Origin of the sequence: Corynebacterium glutamicum ATCC 13032 (assembly GCF_000011325.1) — a bacterium.
GTDB lineage: Bacteria > Actinomycetota > Actinomycetes > Mycobacteriales > Mycobacteriaceae > Corynebacterium > Corynebacterium glutamicum.
The window spans coordinates 1856872-1877926 of record NC_003450.3; the positions used below are offsets into that span (position 1 = coordinate 1856872).

The 21055-nt window shown below is 50.5% G+C and carries 15 protein-coding genes; 11 read left to right on the top strand and 4 right to left on the bottom strand.

Going from position 1 to position 21055, the window contains the following annotated elements; all coding sequences use genetic code 11:
• The first annotated feature begins 13 nt into the window (after positions 1-13).
• The 11 genes from CGL_RS08795 (at position 14) to CGL_RS08840 (ending at position 11719) form a co-directional block, all read left to right on the top strand.
• Complete coding sequence (locus CGL_RS08795) at positions 14-1870, top strand: hypothetical protein (protein ID WP_227747664.1); 1857 nt, start codon at positions 14-16, stop codon at positions 1868-1870.
• Positions 1871-2077: 207 nt separating this feature from the next.
• Complete coding sequence (locus CGL_RS08800; protein ID WP_227747665.1) at positions 2078-3859, top strand: ATP-dependent Clp protease ATP-binding subunit; 1782 nt, start codon at positions 2078-2080, stop codon at positions 3857-3859.
• 21 nt (positions 3860-3880) lie between these two features.
• The gene (locus tag CGL_RS08805) at positions 3881-4357 is read left to right on the top strand and encodes a hypothetical protein (RefSeq protein ID WP_011014607.1); all 477 of its coding nucleotides are present in this window, start codon (positions 3881-3883) and stop codon (positions 4355-4357) included.
• 91 nt (positions 4358-4448) lie between these two features.
• Positions 4449-4607, top strand: coding sequence for a hypothetical protein (locus CGL_RS15445; protein ID WP_011014608.1), 159 nt, complete (start codon positions 4449-4451; stop codon positions 4605-4607).
• A gap of 56 nt (positions 4608-4663) precedes the next feature.
• On the top strand, positions 4664-8431 hold the full coding sequence (locus CGL_RS15660; RefSeq protein ID WP_011265807.1) for a UvrD-helicase domain-containing protein: 3768 nt from the start codon (positions 4664-4666) through the stop codon (positions 8429-8431).
• Between the two features lie 145 nt (positions 8432-8576).
• The gene (locus CGL_RS15665; RefSeq protein ID WP_227747666.1) at positions 8577-8954 is read left to right on the top strand and encodes a hypothetical protein; all 378 of its coding nucleotides are present in this window, start codon (positions 8577-8579) and stop codon (positions 8952-8954) included.
• A gap of 16 nt (positions 8955-8970) precedes the next feature.
• A complete protein-coding gene (locus CGL_RS08820; RefSeq protein ID WP_011014611.1) occupies positions 8971-9351 on the top strand; it encodes a hypothetical protein in 381 nt (126 codons plus the stop codon).
• A gap of 105 nt (positions 9352-9456) precedes the next feature.
• Entirely contained in the window at positions 9457-9924 is a 468-nt protein-coding gene (locus CGL_RS08825; protein WP_011014612.1) for a hypothetical protein, read from the top strand.
• Between the two features lie 36 nt (positions 9925-9960).
• Positions 9961-10227: a hypothetical protein gene (locus CGL_RS08830; protein WP_011014613.1), complete on the top strand. Its 267-nt coding sequence runs from the start codon at positions 9961-9963 to the stop codon at positions 10225-10227.
• Positions 10227-11006 (top strand): NUDIX hydrolase, encoded by a 780-nt coding sequence (locus CGL_RS08835; protein ID WP_011014614.1) that lies wholly within the window; start codon positions 10227-10229, stop codon positions 11004-11006. Before CGL_RS08830 ends, CGL_RS08835 begins: the two co-directional genes overlap by 1 nt.
• Before the next feature lie 8 nt (positions 11007-11014).
• A complete protein-coding gene (locus CGL_RS08840) occupies positions 11015-11719 on the top strand; it encodes a hypothetical protein (protein ID WP_011014615.1) in 705 nt (234 codons plus the stop codon).
• A 77-nt stretch (positions 11720-11796) separates the two neighbouring features.
• Here CGL_RS08840 and CGL_RS08845 read toward each other — a convergent pair whose 3' ends face one another.
• The 4 genes from CGL_RS08845 to CGL_RS08860 are packed head-to-tail and all read right to left on the bottom strand — an operon-like array spanning position 11797 to position 21015.
• Complete coding sequence (locus CGL_RS08845) at positions 11797-12024, bottom strand: hypothetical protein (protein WP_011014616.1); 228 nt, start codon at positions 12022-12024, stop codon at positions 11797-11799.
• A 28-nt stretch (positions 12025-12052) separates the two neighbouring features.
• Positions 12053-14173 carry a hypothetical protein gene (locus tag CGL_RS08850; RefSeq protein WP_011014617.1) on the bottom strand — a complete coding sequence of 707 codons (2121 nt, stop codon included), beginning with the start codon at positions 14171-14173 and terminating at the stop codon, positions 12053-12055.
• A 53-nt stretch (positions 14174-14226) separates the two neighbouring features.
• Positions 14227-14460: a hypothetical protein gene (locus CGL_RS08855; protein WP_011014618.1), complete on the bottom strand. Its 234-nt coding sequence runs from the start codon at positions 14458-14460 to the stop codon at positions 14227-14229.
• 45 nt (positions 14461-14505) lie between these two features.
• Positions 14506-21015, bottom strand: coding sequence for a hypothetical protein (locus tag CGL_RS08860; RefSeq protein ID WP_011014619.1), 6510 nt, complete (start codon positions 21013-21015; stop codon positions 14506-14508).
• Positions 21016-21055 lie beyond the last annotated feature (40 nt).

Below are 21055 nucleotides of genomic sequence, written 5' to 3' on the forward strand. Positions count from 1 at the left end.
ACCCTTACCCTTCTTGACACTAGTAATTGAAAGCGATCCCCTCATGGTTACCTTCAGCGTCGCAAATCACGCGCCTCATACTTTTAGCCCATTCGATATTGAACCACCACTCACCGGTAACGCCACCACCGACGAACATGGTTACGAACACACCTCAGTGCTAGAAAAACTAGCCTCCAACCACCTGTTCAATCCAATCAATCCGCAACACCCAGTCACTATCACAGCCACCGAAAACGGATCAACCGTTGATCTTGATGCAGCAGCACTAGCACAACATCTTGCTCTAGCGATTACCCCAGACTCAATGCTGGCAAATCATCAAGGCTACAACCGTGACATGATGGGTCTACTTTCGCAGCTTACTAACCATGTTGGCTTTGATCGCCGATTCATTGTTGACCAACTCTTTATCTCCCAAGTGCTCAAAGCGAATCGTCTACCAGCACCGGCAAACAACGTTATTTACACCGTGCCCAATGACGTTATCCCATCTGCTAAAGACATCTTGTCCACCACTGCAAAAATGAACAATCCACTGACAGTTACTGCAAGTGCCCCAATTACTGTTGACGACATTCACACAGCCTATGAGGTATTTTTCGCTTCTCTTGCCTCAGTGTTTTTCCCTTATACCTACGGTGCGGTATTCCTTAACAACGCAGAATTCGTTGAGTTTGTTGATTACCTTATTAACGAAGCAACAACACTGCACTCGGCATCACTCATCTCCAACAACACCTTTAATAGGTTCCAATCAATGCGTAACATCTCCATTGATAATCTCACCGCCGAGTTTCTCTTACGCAAAAATGAAGCAGAGACAACTGATGATTATTCATTCCCCCGCGTACTTGTTTCCCTGCTGCATTCTTGGGTGAAACTCAATCACGATGATGCTCGTGCTAACAATGATGCACCCACCTGTGCACTAGCACCGTTTAGTGTGGCTCAATGGATCATGCCGGAGACCATTGTGTTTATTAATGCTGAAGCTCATGCTCATGCATCCTCCCAGGACATTGAGAAGAAATGGAAGGAAATTAATGCGGCGTTAACAGGGTCTATTCGTATTATGTCGCCAAATGCAATTTCCAAGCTGCAATCTGCTCAGCATCTCGGGATGCAAGCACAAATGCAGGCCATGCGTGCTCGAAAAGATCACCACAACATGCAGAAGCGTTCCTCACAAGAAAACGACTTTTCCAAGGCACTCCCCTCACCACAGACTATCGTGCTTTCTGTCGCAGAGGTTCTGCGCAAACTCACTCACGTACGCCAATCGCACAACCCTCAGAAATACCAGAAGAAGTCTCTGACCAGAGCTTCTCGCCGACACCCGGATAACCCTAATGTCCCTGGCACCATTAAGAGCAAGCTCTTCTACCCTGACCTGCATGTTTATGTAGATACTTCTGGTTCGATTAGTGAAGAAAGCTACCGCAACTCTGTGGTTCTGCTCATGCAGCTTGCCACCAAACTGGACATCAACCTCTATTTCTCCACCTTCTCTCACGTGCTCTCCGAAGAAGTACTATTGCCGACCAAGGGTAAAACACCACAGCAATTGGCAGCTCTTATTTCGGCCATCCCAAAGGTCTCTGGCGGTACTGACTATCACCAGATTTGGGATTACATCCAGATCAATCCGCAGCGCCAAGAACGCATGAATCTTGTGTTAACTGACTTCGGATTCATGCCGAATCGCGGCTTAAACATCGACCACCCAAGTTCTATTTTCTACGTCCCAATCCTGCCTGACTACGGCAGCTGGTCAATGGTTCGAAGAGATATGTCTCATTTCGCAAATGAAATGGTTGACTTCGACCCCTATATCCACAGCCGACTACTCGGCGTACACGGAAAATAGCAGCTGATCCATCTAGGGTCAGTGAACTCTCGCGGATTGCCACACACCACCAACCACTACAAGAAAGAACCCCCTACCGTGCCTTTTCACGATTTCACTGACCCTGATAGCGATCCTAGGCAAAATGCACCAGCTAACCCCACCGCTCAACCGCCATCTGCCCCCACCTCACACTCATCACAGCAGGGTCTCCCTCCGGGCGCCATTATGATCCCTTTTCCAGGGCAACCGCAGCAGCAAAGCGCACCCAATGACGAGACCCGTTTCATCGACCTTAACGAACGTCATAAAGATGATGAACCAGCCCTGTTTCGCGATGATGTTATTGATCAAACTCTCGCTATTTTGATCAGTAAAAATAAGCCCAATGCGCTACTCGTTGGGCCTGCCGGTACAGGTAAATCCCGTATCGCAGAAGATATTGCGCGCCGCCTTGCCAATGATGACGTATCTATTCCCGATCAGCTTGTCGGCCACCGTATTCTTGATGTCTCCATTGCAGAGCTTGTTGCTGGTGCTGGCGTTGTTGGTCAGCTCGAAGAACGCATTCTGGATCTCATCAAGTATGCGACCGACCCGAGTAACAAAGTCATTATCTTTATTGACGAGATTCACCAAATTGCTGGTGATCAGTCCAGTCACAGTGGATCGCAAGCCAAAGTTGCTCAGATTCTCAAACCCTATCTTGCCCGTGGTGACCTTCGTGTTATTGGTGCCACCACCACCCAGGAAGCTCGTGACTTCGATCATGATCCAGCCCTCAAACGCCGTTTTAGCAGAGTAAATGTCGATGAATTTGATCGAGATCAAACGCTCACTATTCTTCATGCTGCACGTGATGGTTACCTCAAACATTTCAACAACGCTGTCACGGTATCTGACGACGTACTGGGCTATGTCTACACCTACTCGCAGCAATTCAACCCAGGCAATACAGCACAACCTGATGCAGCACTGACGCTGTTTGATAAGGCGTTGGCTTCCCTAACTATGGAGAAACAGCGTCTGATCAACAACCATGTCATTGCGCCGTCGCTCAAGTTCCCTGTGTCAGAAAGGCACATCCATAACACCGCTCGCAAACTTGCCTTTGGCTCTCAAGTGCCAGCCTCCATCAATACTGATGATGCTCGTGACAAACTCGAAACGTTGTTTGGTCAAGATCATATTATTGAGCCAGTACTCACCGCTATCAAGCGTGAACAGCTTGGTATTTTCCCTCGCACCAAACCATTGAGCTGGGTGTTTGCTGGTTCATCTGGTGTGGGTAAAACAGAAATGGCGCGTATTCTCTCTCGCGCCATTAATGGCGGCGATCCCATCATTATCAATGGTCCCGAATACATTAGTCCTGAGTCCATTACTGGCCTTATCGGATCATCCGATGGCTATATCGGCTCTAATTCTAAGCGTGCTAAACCACTCGACCCGCTGATTTCTAATCCGCGTCAGGTGATTGTGCTCGATGAATTTGAGAAGTCTCACCCTCATTTCCAGCAATTGTTCATGGCAGCTCTTGATACAGGCACTATGGCGATGGCTAATGGCACGACATTGAATTTCTCTCAGGCCATTATCATTGCCACCACCAATGCAGCCCGCGACAAAATCGGTCGTGACAGCTTTGGATTCGATTCAGATAATTCAGGTGTCCTCGGTTCTGCTCAAGCAGCAACTGATCCGCGTGCACAGGAACGCCTCAAGTCACTGATGTCCAAGGATTTCCCTGTTGAACTGCTCAACCGTTTCCAGAATATCTTTGCCTTCAACCGCATTGATGCAGGCACCTACCGTGAGATTCTGGACAATCTCTACCAGCGTCGCCGTGACGCCGTGCTGCTTAGCCACCCGCATTACGCAGCACAGATCCCTGCAGATATTGATTCAGACACTCTTGATCAGCTGGTGGAAACCACCTTTATCTCAGATTTTGGTGCACGTCCTGCTGCACGCACCATCGAAGACCACATCGCATCCTTGCTGATGTGACCAACCTTTTAGGAGTACATCATGATTGATACCACTGCTAACAGCACCTCAGGCACCCTACCTACACTCACTGCTGACCAAGCTGCGTTTATCACCGGTTTTTGCGAGGCTGCTATCTTCACAGCCACCGTCACAATAGATAACGAACCTATATTTCTTGATGAAGCGTTCTTCTTAGGTCAAGAAACCTATACCGACATTCTCATGAATCAACTCCGCACCAATGAAGCCATTGTTAAAGACTGTCTCGACTTCTTCCTTGACAACTACACCACAATGAACAAGCTCATTGTTGATGGTCTATGCCCAGATTGGGAGCACCACGGCCATGATTTCCTACTCACCCGTGACCATCATGGTGCCGGATTCTGGGATCGTGGCTACGACGAATACGGTGCCCAACTCACCGACAATGCCGAAAAATATTCAGAAAACTGTCTCAATTTCTGGATTGAGCCTGATAGTGACCCTCTCATTATCAACTTCGAGTACCACTAACACCCCTTGACCTTATTTTTCTTTGGTTAAGGGGTGTTAGCCACCCCACCTACTCACTGTTATTTCCCACGACCAAAGAAAACTCACCCACATGTACGATTTTCAAACTATCCCGCAGCCACCTCGTGACGGCTACGACAACCCCTCACTTGATCCACGCAACCCTGGTTACCGCGAGCAAGAGTACGAGGATTACCTCAACGCCGTGCTCATGACAGGTAATTCAACGCGTTACCCTGCTGCAGCATAAAAGAACCTGCCTCAACACACCTCCACTTTTTCTACTTTTAAGAAAGCCACATTCTCATGCCAATTATCATTGATAACCTCAATTCTGACGACGACTCCACCATCGGCACTGCCACCGAATACAACCCTGACACTGACGCCGATTTACTTGATGCTATTAACGCTGATGCTGACCTTGATGGCGACGCCACCATCAGCACTAACGCGACAGAAGAAGGTGTAGACGCAGCAGCTGAAAAACCTAAGAAAAAGCGTAAAGCCCCTGCTCTGAAGCCTAAAGGACTCACGGCAAAGTTCTTCCACCGTGATCTTACTGGCGTAGGTGGTAGGACCGGTCGCCTCAACAAGAACGTACACCCGACCAACCCAGATCTGTCCTACCAGCCAGTCTCTGATGTCTACACCCCACAATCAGCAGATCACAAGGGTATTAAGACCCGCTACATCCTTACCCATCCAACCCCCGCTGTTGTTCTCAGTGAGTCCATCAGCAACGCGTTTCATGTCTCTACCCTGCGTCGCAACAATAATGTCAACAACTCTGATTCGGAATTGGCTGCCTGGCCGTACCTCTACCAACTCGATATTCCGCAGCTGGACCAGATGATTAATGTCGCTGACATCTGTGATTACCATTTCCACGGATATAACCTGTGGGTGGATTTTACCCCGCAGACTATCGCTCTACGATCCGGTAAGACGGTACTCGATGACGGTACCACCGCCTCTGATAACACCACTCATGTCTATTACCGCGTCACCGTTCACGTTATTGCCGGTCAAGATCATGGATCTACTCTGCTTGATGACCAGGGCAACCAGGTGCTTGATAGGGATGATAATCCTATTTCTACCCCAAGTATCAAGCGTATTGGCGCTGTCACTGATCTTTTCGATCACAATCCTTTTGGCTTCGCTAGTGTAAACTCTTTCGCATTTGTCGATTTCTCATGGGACCCAGCCACCACCTTGGTCGATATGCTCAACAACCTTGATTCATATCTCTCTAATCACATCAATATTGCCAGCTCCCCAACCCCCATTGCCCTCGATATGGTTGTGCTCAATGAATGGTCTGAAAAGTCCTATCAGCTGTGCGAACGCGTTGTTGCACAGGCAAAGCTCATCAACAGCAACAAGATCACCGCACATGTGAGTGATGTCATCAAGCAAAATGCCCACAATATCTTGTGGTTTACCGAACAGATGAACCCTGGCACCACCAACCTCAGCGAGGTACCTATCTCCAAGAAGTCTATGCTGCCGATGTCTCGCCAGCTACGTATTTTGGAGCACTACGATGTACCACTGACCGCGTACTCTGCTCTTTTCTGGACTGTCAGCGCCATTAAGAATGAATCTATGGTGCAGTACCTTGTGCGACAGAATATGCAGCTCACCTTGAGCTCAAATCTGGATGCACTCAACTCCATTGTCTCCCAGCTCCCTGTACCAGATAAGGACGTTGTGGCTGCTTCTGGCTACCAGATTCAGCCACACTTCTCCACGCAGCAGCGTGAAGCAATCACCACTGATAATCCTCTCGCGATTATTCAGGCCGGTGCTGGTACCGGTAAATCCACCGTGATTCTGGAACGCATTGAGTACTTGTGCGCTGCAGGCACCAACCCTGAAGAGATTGCTGTGCTGTCTTTTACTAATGCTGCCGCCGATAACATCACAGCAAAAAATGACAAGGTGACCTCTATGACCATCTCCAAGATGGTTCATGAGATTTACGCACACAATTTCCCTGATCATGAGATCTCCACCATCGACACCATTATCAATACGCTTGATATTGAATACGGCGATCAAATGGTGACCTCCGATTACATGATTCAGCTCCGTGACCTGCTCTATAAGGTCATGACGCAGGGTGGCAACGCCAACCTGACAGCGTTGAGCATCTTCATGGAATCCCATATCGAGGCGTTCATCTCGGTGTTGGATCAGATCAAGCAGACTTCTCTTGAGCTGGAAATCATCATCTGCTACCTGCTCTTGGATAAGCTGATCGAGCCTCATGCATCGCCGAAGTACCTCATTATTGATGAGGTGCAGGACAACTCGGTCTTCGAGTTCGTCTTTGCACTTCGTTTTGCGGCAAAGCACAATACGAGTCTGTACTTGGTGGGTGACTCGTCACAGACCTTGTATGAGTTCCGTTCTGCTAACCCTAAGGCTCTGAACTCCCTGGAAGCATCTGGTGTTTTCGGTACCTACCGTTTGACCACCAATTACCGTTCCAACCAGGAAATTCTTGACTTCGCTAATATCCACCTCTCGGATATTGAAGCTAACCAGTTCGCAGGTATTCAGCTCTACGCCAACTCTTTTGATGCACCTACTGCGGACAGCTTCAAAGAAAAGGTTGAACTGGACATGCACCATGTGTCTAAGCAGTCTGAGTTTACCGACAGCATTCCTTATTTCATGGAGTCCAATAAAGCTCGCTTTGATGCTGCGATCTTGAACAATGAGCAAACCATTGTGCTTGCTCATTCTGGTCGTGAAATTCGTGCAGCGCAGCAAGCGCTAGCCGAGATGTACCCCAGCATCACGGTGCGTAACTTGCAGTCCGATAAGGGTTTCAACAACACGGTATTTTCGACCTTTATTAAGGATTTCTGGTTTGAGGTCACCGCTGTAGACCCAGCTCATGCCGCATTTACCTTTACCAGCCAAGTCACCGCTCATCTAGATAAGTTGGTACGCGGAAAGCGTGAGCAGATGGAGGATCGCGTTATCCGGTCTATGGCTGCATGGTGGCGTGAAAATGAGCGTGACATCCAGGGTTGGGTGCAGCAAACTCAGTCCGGTGCGATCACCAACGAAGAGTTCTTCTACCGTCTTCGTCAGTGCATTCTTGACTATGAAATCAGGAATAACCGAGCACGTCAGTCCATGCTCAATGCGCGCAACAACGCTAACAAGGAGGCTGTCGCACAGGAGAAACCACTGCTCATGGTCTCCACCATTCACAGTGCAAAGGGTCTGGAATTCGATAATGTCATCGTGCTTCAAAAACCAAGCTCCGATGCAGAGATGACCGAAGAAGGTAAGCGCGCAACCTATGTGGCGCTGACCCGTGCAAAAAAGCGTGAACTCATTATTGCTGGTTCTACTCGCGCATACCCACGCATCGTCACCGATTATGAGCAAATCGTTGATCTTCTTGAAAAGCGCGATGAGGAGCGCAAAATTAAGGAGGAAGAGGCTGCAGCACTCGCCACCCTTGAAGCTGAACAGGAGACGCGCGCCCTTGCTGCTGCTGAGGCGCAGGCTCAGGCGTTGTTGCTTGAGCACAACCCGTGGTTGCGTGATCTCAGCGATGAAGAAGTCACTGCTCTAACTGAGCAAGAGATCATCAACAATGTTGAGGCAGCCCTACAGATTGAAGAAGAGGAGGAAGAGGCTCGTGCACTCGCTGCAGCAGAGCCAGCAATTCAGCAGTACTTGTCTCAGTTTGCTTTCGATGAGTTCCCGGACGACGACAATGTAGCCAACACTGTCGTACATGTAGCACCACAGCCTATTCTCCACCAGGCAGTGCCTGCAGATGTGACTGTACAATCAAGCACCGCCCCCGTAACACCTGTTGTTGCGGATCTTGAGGTAACCACTGTTGCAGCTGATCCAGTCGAACCGACTATCGTTGCTGCACAGCCTGAGGTGGACGACAACCTTGTCTACAGCACGTCCACCCCTAATAGTCACAGTGACGTTATTGCAGTGAACTCTGATACCTCAGAAAACGCTGCTGTTAATCCAGTTCTGTCCGATATTGAGGCACTCCGAGCAATTTTCAACAACCAGGACTAAAACACCTGCTGCTGTTGAGCGCTTCTCACACATCATCCTCACAACCCCGTTGCAGCACCAGCATAAATCTATATTCGCTGTGACGGGGTTGTTGGGGCGCGCCCCACATTCACTCTTTTTCCCGATTGGTTTCTACTACACACCCATGACCTCTATTACTACTACCGATACCCCGCTATATACAGCACTGCCCCATACCCGTATCTCTGATGCGGAATTGTTGACACCAACAACAACTGTGCACGAGATTCTCGTTTACGGACCGGCTGAGTGCCCAGGGTGTACAGCAACGCTTGACTTCTTTGCACGCAAAAACATGCCGGCCACCAAAGTCACTGTAGCTGCCGGTGATGTAGCACATACCTACATCACCCAAGACTTAGGTTATCTCCAAGCACCGATTGTCACTGTCCGTATCAGTTCCTCTGCTTCTAACCACGACAACGAACACAACACCCAGATCCTGCACTGGTCCGGCGTTAATCGCTACCTCATGCAGGCACTCTCCCGTACTCATTTCTAGAAAGGTTTTTCCCGTCATGTCTGAATCTACTTCTTCTGCTAACTCCACCACCATCCTCAACGACACCTTCAACCCGAAGCCTGGCGTACCTTATGCACGCGTCGATAATCTCGAATTTGCCACACGTGACGAATTCCGCGCTTGGGCTACCGCAGAGATGGAGGCCGGTAACGTTATCTCTGCAACCATCGCCAATGCCCCACGCGAAGACCGCATCAAGTCTTTTGTCATGGATCTTGTTCGAGACGGTATTGACGACGCTGCTGAGGAAATCGTCTCACGCATTGATAGCGGTGACTTCACTATGAAGGAAGCTCTCACCGCGATCGCGGCATCAATCAACGACCTCGATGCTGACGATGTAGTCAGCGACATCGTTGAAAACCACTTCAACTAGTCAACACACCAGCCCTCCACAAGAGCGTCGAAGCAATCTACGCTTCGACGCTCTTTTTTTCACTACCTACTCATCCCCCACATAAGAAAAAAAGACGACACCACCATGATTGACCATAAACTGTGGTTTAACACAGTAACCAACAACGCCTCTGTCCGAGAAGCTGCAGGAAAATGCGACATACCCATCAGAACGCTCAACGAGCAGCTTAACCGTCGAATACTCCCTGAAAAGACCGTCATCGCTCTAGCACGCGCTTATGATCTCTCACCTGTTGATGCGCTCGTTCGCACCGGACACCTCACCGAAGAAGAGGCTGGTAGTCGTGAAGAAGATGCCAGCCCAGATTCAGCTGACGACTACCCTACCTGGGCACTGAACTCGCACCTTGACTATGGCATTCTCGGAGCTTTTGGCGACATCGCTGAAGAAGTAAACAGCGAAAGAGTTAACCGCGACAACGCCATAGAGCAAATTCGCGCATGGCTCGACGAGCTTCCAGGCAGCCTATTCAACAACCTCCGCAGCACTAAAACAGGCTACATCGAACTATTCGAGACCTATCTCGATTAAACCCAACCAGCACAACAATAAGGAGAACCCTCACCAATGTCCTTTAAGCACCTCTACGACAAGACACCAGAAATGATCGTCCATGTGTACTGTTCCGGGCCACTGTGTGATGCAGAATTAGAGCATGACCGTGATGGGTGGACATGCCCTGAATGTGGCACTTTTTGGGTTGACCCCAGCGGCAAAGGCGAACGCGCCCAGGTTGATACACCCGATGATGAACTAGAGGGGTTACCTGTCTATAACCTCTCAGGTGAACACCTCTACAACCATCATGAGCATCCAGAAAGCGCGGAAATATAATGACCACACCTCACTCCCACCGCGCACCACGTCTGGCATCCACGGTCATTATTGCCCGCGAGTCTGCTGACTCAGGTACCTTAGAATTCTTTATCCAGCAGCGACAATCCACTATGGCTTATGCAGCAAACGCTGTTGTTTTCCCAGGCGGCGGTGTTGAGGACAGCGATTATCCCTTTATGCTCCCCCACCGCGATCAGCACATGTCGCCTGAACACATCAAGCATCATGCCAGCCGACTCCACATGGACTCAGAAACTATGGCAGCTCATATTTCCGCTGCACGCCGGGAAGTATGGGAAGAAACAGGCGTTGATCTCGGTAATTACAACCATGAACTCATCCCGATCGACCGCTGGATCACACCTGATATTCCTGCTTTTAGGCGCCGTTACGACACCGCCACCTTTGTACTTATTCTAAGCAAAGACAGCACTAACGCAGCTCTGCAGCACCAGCATCAAACCACCGAGGCCACCCATTCTTATTGGGCAACTGCAGAAGAACTGCTCACTCAATGGTCAACAGGTCATCTCAACCTGTTGTTACCAACGTGGTGGCATATCAACCAGCTCAATCACCTCCACACGCTAAACCAGCTGTATAGCTTTGCCCAGCGTACCCATAATCCGCAGCACACTCCACCCACAGTGTTTGCTAACTGGACTGCACCGGCTGATGAGGCCGCCATGCAGCACTATGGGTTCCCTGATCCCGATGCGTACTTTGACCATGCCACTATCGCAGGAAAACACCACACACTCATCACAAGAAAGTAGGTCTCACCATGACTTTTGCAGAACTTAGCTCACCGCGTACCATCATCGCTTTTAATGGCCGTGCCGAATCTGGCAAAGATACTGCAGCACAGTATCTCACCCATATGCACAGTTTTCACCGCATCGCCTTTGCCGATGGTGTCCGTGACGCACTCTATGCGCTTAACCCACTGGTCTGTGTGGAGCAGGCTATCACCACACATGGTGCCATTTATGACCGCGTGGCCACTGTTGTGGACACACTTGGTTGGGATACCGCAAAGCAAATCCCCGACATCCGCGCACTTATGCAGCGTATTGGTACCGAAGCTGGTTGGCGCATCCACGGCGAGCATCTGTGGGTCAATCTTGCTATCAAAAAGATCAATGAACTGCCCGCTGACCACGCCATTGTCATCACTGATTTGCGATTCCCCAATGAGATTGAGTGGTTGAACAGCCTCAAAGCCAACCCGATGAACACCATTCAGACCGTCAAAGTCATCCGACCAGATCATGAATCGACCTTGACTGCAGGATCATTCGGTACTACCTCACATATTTCCGAAAGCTTTAATCTCACTACCGACACTGTGCTCCGCAACGATGGCACCATTGACGATTTGCACTCAAAGCTGGCTGATTTTTTGAGCACTTCCCCGCAGCCCGTGCTCTCTCGTAACGCCCCTGTACCAAAACACAACGCACCGGCACCAACCACTGATGCCATGTAAATAACCCCCGTATCAAGATCACTGCCACACAGCAGCTCTTGATACGGGGGTTATTTTTTTGCTCAACAGCTCATACCTTAACCAAAGCTAAAGCCATCATTTTGCTGCTGAACTTGGGTTTCTTCCTGGATAACAGGTCGCTCTTCTTGGTTCATTGCCTGATAACGCTGACGCATCCGAAGCTGCTGGTCCACAGAGTTGAGCACACCGTTCGCGTCCATACCACCCTCTCCAAGTCGTACCTGCGTCTTAGGTACGCCCATAAGCTCTTGGGTGTCGCGGTTTGTCGGATCTGGGGTCGTCATAATAAATTCTTCTTTCTATCATTTTCTATTAATAACCGTACTGCGGATCATTGGTTTTCGCTTCAGTCTCACGAACATACGCTTCATAAGGATTCGCGGGTCGTTCCTCTGGCAGATTCGATTCACGGAAATCATGAACATTCATATCCAGCTGTGCTGCCTGATTGATTTGCGCTGCTTGTACACGACGACGAGCTGCCAGTTCTCGACCTGATCCACGATTTTCTTGAGGTCGAACCATAGCATCAGTGTACTCGCTGCTCGTGTCTTTTTCCATAGTTATGGATTTAACAAAAGCGTCCGCATCCTGCCCAAATGTCTGCCCATGTTTGCGCACAAACTTATCCAGAATCGCTGGATGATCACGCTGCATCACCTTCTCAGCCTGATCCATCGCCCATACCTGAACCTCCTTGACCTGCTCAGTCGTCATCGCGGTCTGATTACCATCATCCTGCAACACCTTGATCGCTGCCTGTGTGCGCTGTGCCATAGCAATCTGGCGCACCCGAGAAGCACTGCGACCACGTGTATCAAAGTCAGGTAACAGTTTCTTCGCAGAGGCGAGGCCACTTTCTGAGACATCAGTCGCTGTCATGAAGCCGGCAACTACATCACGAACGCCATCGGAACCGTACTGCTCACCAGCTACCCGCATTTCTGTCGCCAAAGTCGCAGCCAGGTTGTCAGCGAAGTTCTGCGCATTACCCATCGGCTCACGAACACTAAACCAGCCGGCGTTTTTACTCAAACCTGCACCATCAGGGAATTGCCATGTCGGGGTCTTTGAAATCACCATGCCACGTCGTTGTTCACCCAGGCGCACGGTGCCAAAAGCCGTCTCATTAAACCGGGCAGCATAGCCTGGATCGCGCTCCATGCGACGACCCACAATATCGCGGGCAGCGCCATAAATATCCTTCGACTTCAGGCCATGCTCTTCACCCTGCTTGACCACCATGTCAATATCTTCTGCCACCTGTGCAGAGACATCCTTCGCATCCACTATCGCTTGACCATCCGTATCTACTTCACGCATCGCCTCATACGCTTGATCAGACAACCGAACCACGGTCTGCGCGGCAGAAGCAACACTCATGGGGATTCGTTCACGGTTGCTGATGATCGCTGTTTTCTGCTGCATGAACGCATCAGAGAGCGACTTCGCTTCCTTCTCCGTCTTATCGCGCGTCAGCTTTGACTTCCAAAAATCTTTGGACACATACTTCGACAACTTAGTGTCTTTAGCCTGTTCCAGATCCTTGTTAAACTTGCGCTTCATATCCACGTTCACACCGGTCATACGTGGGCTCATGCACCACATCACCGCAGCAGTCGTACACGCGGCCATCACCGTTTGAGTGTTGACCCCTTTGCGCAGTGGTCCCATCGCAGCCTGTGCCATCTCTTGGGCAAAATTATCATGAGCTGCATTGATCTTCCGCTTACGAGCAGCTGCATCTTTGGCATCCCGTGCTAGGTACGGATTATCACTTTTTGGTGGCTTGGCATACTTCTTTTCCGCTGCTTTGCGTTCCTTTTTGGCAACGTCAATAGGGTCAAAACTCTGTGCATGGACTTCACGCATGTGCAGCTGCTCATCCACACCAGAAAGATTAGCCTCATTATCAGCTACATCTTGTGCGCCACTACGCGGTACACCAGCCTCATCAGCGAGTCGATCATCATCACTACGATCATCTTGTCCAGCACGCACCCAATGACTGGTATCAAATTCTTCGACATCACTGAGGTCATCAAAATCAGACGGAGCTGATTCACCAAAAATGCTGCGCTGTTCACCATCAGCAACCTCATAACTCGGTGTTATCTCAGATGGGTGAAGCTTTCGCCGAGGCAACACATCACGCAGTGTTTCTGGTTCCTCAGACTCACCATAAGCAACAGGCTGTTGCTCTACACCAATAATAGAAGCCAAGTCGCTGCTACTCATGACATTTTTCCTTGGGTCATGCAGCTGCCCCAACGTCTTAGGCTGGGTTAATGACTGGACAGAAGATACCTCGACACTAACCTCTTCTACCTGTTCATTTACATCAGGCGCCTCTGCTTGTTCACGCACCTGCTCACTTGCTTGTGCAGCAAGACTAATCTCCGCCTCTACGACTGCCTGGGCACGCCGAGCCACCCGCTCTTCTCGTATCTTATTCTTCTCATTCCCAGCCACTGTCACCACACTCCTTAAAAGTCCATATCGTCAAACTGATTATTCTGAGCTGCTGCACCTGTGCGTTCAAAACGACGCAACAATTCTGCGGCACCCAACCGTGCTGTTCGCACATGCGCCGGCACAACAGCCGCTAATTCTTTATCTGTTAAAGGTGACACAGGCTGCGCTGCAACCTCTACCACGGGGTCAGAGGCAACCACCTCACGTGCAACAGATCGACTCTGCTGTCGTGGTGTAGCTCTCATGCTCTGACCCCGCGTTCCTTTTCTGCTGAAATCTACTGCCATTATTTAGAGCTCAAACCCGCCATCCTGTCGTTGTGGTGGTTCCTGTTGGTTGTAACGGCTTGTATCAAATCGACCCATAAACTGATTGTTCGCACCACCATGAGTAAACGGGTTTCCTGTACCTGGCTTCGGCACAACCGGAGTAGGCGGAACAGAATTCTGTGGTACCGGATTATGCACAGGCGGAATATTCTGCTGCTGAGGCACAACTGGCTGTTGCGCCCCCATTGCAGGTCCCTGATGTCCATAATTCCCGATTTTTCCGCCCTGGTCGAGTGGCTGACCAACGCCCCGGAAGTCCGTCTGAGCAGGCGAAACAGGTTGCTGTGCCGGAGGTGTGACAGGCATAACTGGCGGGGTCGCAGGCACCTGCTGCTGAACATAATTCCCCTGTACACCTGCATCAGGTAACGGTGCTGGTGCAGCAATCCCTGTACCTACTTCTGCCGGCACACGACGCTCAATACGGAAACCAGAACGTTGTGGGACTCGCTCAAAGCTCGCCAATGACTGCTGTGCAGAAATCGACTGAATCTCCACATCAGGGATACCAAAACGCGCTGCATCCTCCATTGCCTTCATATTGGCGCGCACCACACGAGGGGCAAAGTCATAAGCATCACCGTCGTAGATGTTGACCTGCTGCTTTGCCATCTCGCACAACAAATCAAAGCGGTTCTTCTTATCGCCATAGGCAAGCTGATCAAGTGCTAGTGGCTTAATCTCAGTGGGTAGCTCATCATGGCTAAGCACACGCATATAACCCTGCTCATCAGAGAATTCTTCCGCGATCTTCTCCACCTGGTCAACGCCAACCGAGACACCCATACCCTTGTCATCGGCGTACATCTCCATGTACTGCTGTACCCATTCATCCTTGGTGGCCTGGATAGGCTGGTGGTTCTCGTCCCTAACGACTTCCCACTCATAGCGACCTTGCTCATTCTCACCACGACGCATCTTGCGACCTTGGTAGAGATCACCTACTGGTCCCATAAGAGTTTCTGCACGATAGAGCGCGTCAATCGGGTCGTGCTTCGCCTGCAGAATCGACTGCTGTGCCGGTGCTGATGCAGCCATAGCTTCCTTGGTCAGACCAAGATTGCGGCACAATGCCACCATTTCCTGCTCTTTTTTACCAGCCACACCGGTAAAGAGCACCTTAATTGCAGTCGCCTTCTGCGAACCCTCATAGTGGCTACGCAGCGCTTCTGGCGTTGGTTGACCTACGTCTTTAAAACCCTGCGCCGGATCAGCGCCGATATAGGTGGCATATTCCTTCAGCTTGCCAGGCGAACCTTTCGCACCCGTCTCGAAGCACTGCGCAACAGAAGCCATATGGTTTTCCATACCGTCAAAACGCAAGGTCACCAAACCATCGCGGTTGGCAAAAGCCTGTGCATAGTGCTCATTGAGATCATCCATGTGTGCACGGTTGACCTCTAGCAATTCTTCGCGGCTAATCTCGCCGGCCTCGTATTCACGCTGGTAGCGGTTAAGCTCAGAGACAATAACCTTCATGTTCTCGGCCATTGCCGGATCATGGTGCTGCGCTACCTGTACATCGAGGCTGTCATGCAGAGTTAGCCCATAAAACATAGTGCCGTCCTCCATACGCTTACCATCACCAAGATCAAGCATGTTTGCCTCAACTGTGAGCCTGGACAATGCCTCCTCATGCGCCTTTTTCGGCAGATTGCCGACCAGACCTACAGAGTCACCATCGAAGTCACCGTCAAAGCTCTTCACCGACACAGGGTTGACTGCCACACCGTGCAGATCATCATTAATAACCACACGCAAATAGCGCACACCACCATCGCGGATCACCGGATCACGCCACACCATTGCATAACCGTTATCGAGAACGCCGAGTTCACGTGCCATCGAAGAGTTCATGGCTACTTCATCAACTGACAGGCGTGGATCACCTGTCCACACAGCAGTAGCGGAGTGTGACTGTCGCGCCGACATAAAGCCGTCCTTGAACACATTGTTCTTGGTCTCGATCCGGCTGGCGACAATATCATTAGCAATTCCATCAAAGCTTGCCTGCACCTTTTTCTGTGCTTGATCAACAAACTTCTGTGACTCGCTCAGTCGCTTTTCCGCAGCACGAGGCAACGTGCCGTGCTGCGCTTCCTCCTGGCGCAATGCGTCAATCTTGGCTTGCTCTTCTGCCAGCTTGTAGCACGTATCAAAAATAGCCATATACCGCGTGGTGTACTCATGTCGAGAGGTACTACCGTCCGCTAAATCCTCATCACTGCGCAAATGCGGGCTCAGTAGTGGCAACTGATACATGTCTGGATTATTAGGTGACTCTTCTAGCTGTGCACCATTGCGCAACTGTAACTGGAAAGGAATCTCCATAACACCACCAGCGCGACTGATCTGCTCAACAAAAGCTTCGCGCACCTGTGCACGATTAACACGATTATTCAGCTCACCGTTCTCATCGTAAATGCTTGGCATCTCGATGATATTGCGCTGCTCATTGGACTCGCTGAACCCCTCGCGCAACTCACCATACGGGGTGACATCAAGCCCCGTGACGCGAAGATATTCCTGGAAGTTAGCCAATGCAGAGACGTTGTTGCCATAAAAGTGCTCCATAATCTCATGACATTCCTGGGCTTGGAGCACCCACGCCAGCTGAGAAGACGCTTTACGTCCTTGGCCCTCACGAACAGCTTCTTCATCATAGACATTGGTTTTCGCATCAACAGCCATATGCGTGACGATGAAGTTGAGATCACCAGAGGCACCTGGTTGAACACGAGTAGAACCATCATTATTCCTGAACACCACATCCTGCGGGTTGTTCATGAGCTCACGTGCCGTGCCACCATTAAAACGAGAAATGGCAGAAAACGGACTCATGACAACCTCTAGATCAGGGTTGTCTCGGAAAAACGCCACCTCTGATTCCAGCCCTGCTGCACGTGCATCAGCATCACTCATCGCTGGATCAACAACAAGAGCGATCACACCCTTATTACCGTGAAAATCAGACAGCTTATCGCCGGCAACCAAGGGGCGCATCTCATCTTCCGTATCGCGAATAACATGGGTATTCGCAAAATCGGCAGAGACAATAATGCCATCTTCAAAGTTCCAACCGCCCAGCTGTATCATCGCAGTGCGTGCACCACCAGTCACAGCGCTAGCCTGCATGATGTTCGAGAAAGTCATGTTCTGACGGTCATGTGGGTCAAAGCCCATCGCCCATGATTCTGGATGCGCTGCAACAGGTACTCGATCAGCCGGATCACCAGGGGTAATCATGCCATCAGCGCCCACCTTCGCAGAAGGCAACAAATAGCGAACAGAACCCTGGTTCGCCGCCATACCAGTCATCATGGGATCAAAGAAACCTTTACCCGCATCAACATCAAGTACAGAAATGTTACGCCCACCGGTAAGCACCAGCGCATCACGGGAGTTATCATTACGCGCATCAAAACCACGCTGCTGTGCTCGAATATCCTCCATCACATTCGCACCATCACGAATAGAGTTGTCGTAGCGCACACGCAAACTCGCAGTCTCAAGCAACGCAGCACGCCACTCATCGCTCAAACCTTCTTCGGCGCTGCGCTCGAAGAAGTCCACAGGGAAGCGATTGTCATACAGTCGCTTATATGCACTGTTGATGCTGGTTGTAGCACCCACTCGGGATCGCTCAGTGAACATCAAATCTTCTCGCACACGGTACACCAACGCCTCTGACATCACCTGCTCATAGCCTTTGAGCTTGGTACGCTCTTCTAAACTCTTTGTCTCACCAGGCTTTTGTGGTACCACAGACGCGGTGTAGCCAGGGGCAAACATATAGTTCTCGCCACCATTAAATTTGGTGACAATTTCACCATGCTCACCGCGAGTAAAAATCTGACCTATCTCACCCTGCACATGACGGGTGCGTTCACCGCGAACCTGCCCCTTACTATCTACTGCACGACTATCCTTCGCACCAACACGTCGCTGTGCGGTCCACCGCACCACACCGTTATCGTCAACAGCAATATCGACCACATCAGCACCATTGCGGGAAATAGTCTCGGCAATGACAGTGCCAAATCGAGCCAACTGCGGGTCAAGATCAGGGTTATTAACCATTTTCTGCGCGGTCTCAGGATTAAATTTGAGCAACTGTTGATTAATAACATCGTTATAGAATTCGTCACCGCGCAGTTCATCGCCAGTAATCGAAGTCGCTCGCAACGCGGCAATAATATCGTCATGGTTTGACCACAGGGATTTAGCACTCGGCATGTGCTGAGCAACTGTCACCGGATTAAAACGCAAGCCGGTAACAGGATCAGGCTCCACCGTGCCGACATAATCATCAAGAACAAGGGCCGCGTGCTGACGCACACGATCCTCCACGGTCACAGCATTCATTGCTGAGGTCATCGCAGCAATCTGCTCATGATCACCATCGCGGATAGCAGCCATATAATCATCGCGGTTAACCCCAGGGTTAAGCAGATCGGTTTCCTCACCTCGCAGCATCGCCCAATAGTCCTGCTTTATCGCCATGAGCTCATCCTCACCAGCAAAAGCCGGCATGAAGTCAGGATCATCGGCGTACTGTGCAGAAAGCGCAATCAGTTCTTCAACGCCGAGCTCTTCGGCCACACGCGCACGAGTAAGGGCGATATTGTTACCAAGCCACTCCGATGCTTTCGCTTCATTATCAAACCACTTTCCAGGACCAGCACTTCGATCACGTGCATCCTGAACGATCGAGAGCCCTTCACGCACCATGAATGCGGAACGATTCTTAGTGAAATATGCATCCTGTGCCTGCTCTAAAGCACGTGGGTGTCGAGCATTAGGCACACCAACAAGACCTTTGCCATCCTGTCGCTCAACCTCTCGACCGAGAGCAAATTTCACGAGATCGACAACTTCAGTTGGGCTTGGTTCATAATCAGTAGCCGGTGTCCACGTTCCATCACCGTTCTCCATGCGCTCACGAGCTCGTAGACGTTCTTCCGCTGTTTGTTCGGCGGAATACTTAATCACAGTGCCAGAATCATAGACACGACCCACCCACTGTTCATTGGCGCGAGTATCAGTGAGACGAATATCAATACGGGTGCCCTCAATACGCACTTTAAGCTGTCCCGGCTCACGATCTGGCTCGATCCTAAAATCCACACCCTCATCCGACAGATACGTCAAAATAGCTTCCGAGCGCGCGATACCCTCATCAGACATGACCTTGTTGGGGTCAATTTTCTGACTCGCAACATCTGCGGTATCAATGAGTCCAGCACGCAGCCATGACGCTGCGGCACGGTATTCTTTAGCCGTCATAAACTGACCAATATTGGGCAGTCGCATCTGGTCATTCTCGGTGATAGTGCGCCAGGCAATAGCTTCACCATTGACCCATTGAGTCAACGGTCGCACACCGCCTTTAGTGTCGTCTTCTCGATGAGTGCCCTCGTAAACATCATTATCTTGTAGGTGGATCGTTGCTAGATCAAGGTCCCTGATCATGCCAACACTCTCTTCGGACAGTGATAGCAGCTTGGTACCGTGCACACGGACTACTTCGCGGTCTGACCAGCGTGGATCATAAGGCGAAATAGGTAAACGACGACCACCCAGATCAGGTCCCTCAGGCAAACCATTAGGTCCAATTGCAGTGCCGACCATCTTGTCGAAACGGTGACGCAGCGCCTGGTACCCCTTTGAACCCTCACCCTCGCGAGCAATCGCACTAAACATGGGTGCTGCGTGAGGTGCCACCTCAGCAAAGGCAGCATTGACAGAGGCGAAGAATGCCTGAGTACTCCCCCGCTGCTCTACTGGTTCATAGGTTGCGAGATGCTCATCAACAAGCGCTCGGATCGCACGGCCATCAGAGGTGCTAAACTGCGACACACCAGCATCAACGTGCGTACCCCAGGTACCAAACATCTCGACACCTTCATAGAAGGCGTACTCCCGGAAATAGCTCTCCATCGGATCAATGACAGGTAAACCCACACCCTCTGATTGGCGAACGGACTCTTGCGCGAGCGTTTGTTCAGCCTGGAATGTTGCTTGATCACGTGCCTGGAAAATAGCTGCCTGCTCTTGCTCATAAGCAGCTTGCTGTAGCGCTTGTGCCTGCTGCTGTTGGGCCACGAGATCCTGCTGCACCAGCGCGTCATAAGATGACTTAATCGCCGTGTATTGCGGTGAATTAAGAATATTTCGCCTAGTTACCTTCGCGAACTGTGGTCGGTGTACACAGCCATGAGCTTCGGCATCAGCGGCGAAGGCATCATCGAAAGACGCAAACATGATGGCGCCATAGGTCGCTTCATCATTGAGGTCTAAGCCCTTATTGTTTGCTGCGCGCTGTTTCATCAAGGCTTCTGCTTGCCTATAGATACGCACAGCATCGTGATCACCCAGTGGAGCTTTGCCCCAGTGATCTTTTTGACCCCACTCTGAGCGCGCCATCTCAAGCGACCGTTCAAAAGCGTGTCGAAATAAAGTTTTGGACATACTAAAGTCCTCCCTTTTCTTTATTCTTTTGTCATATCAC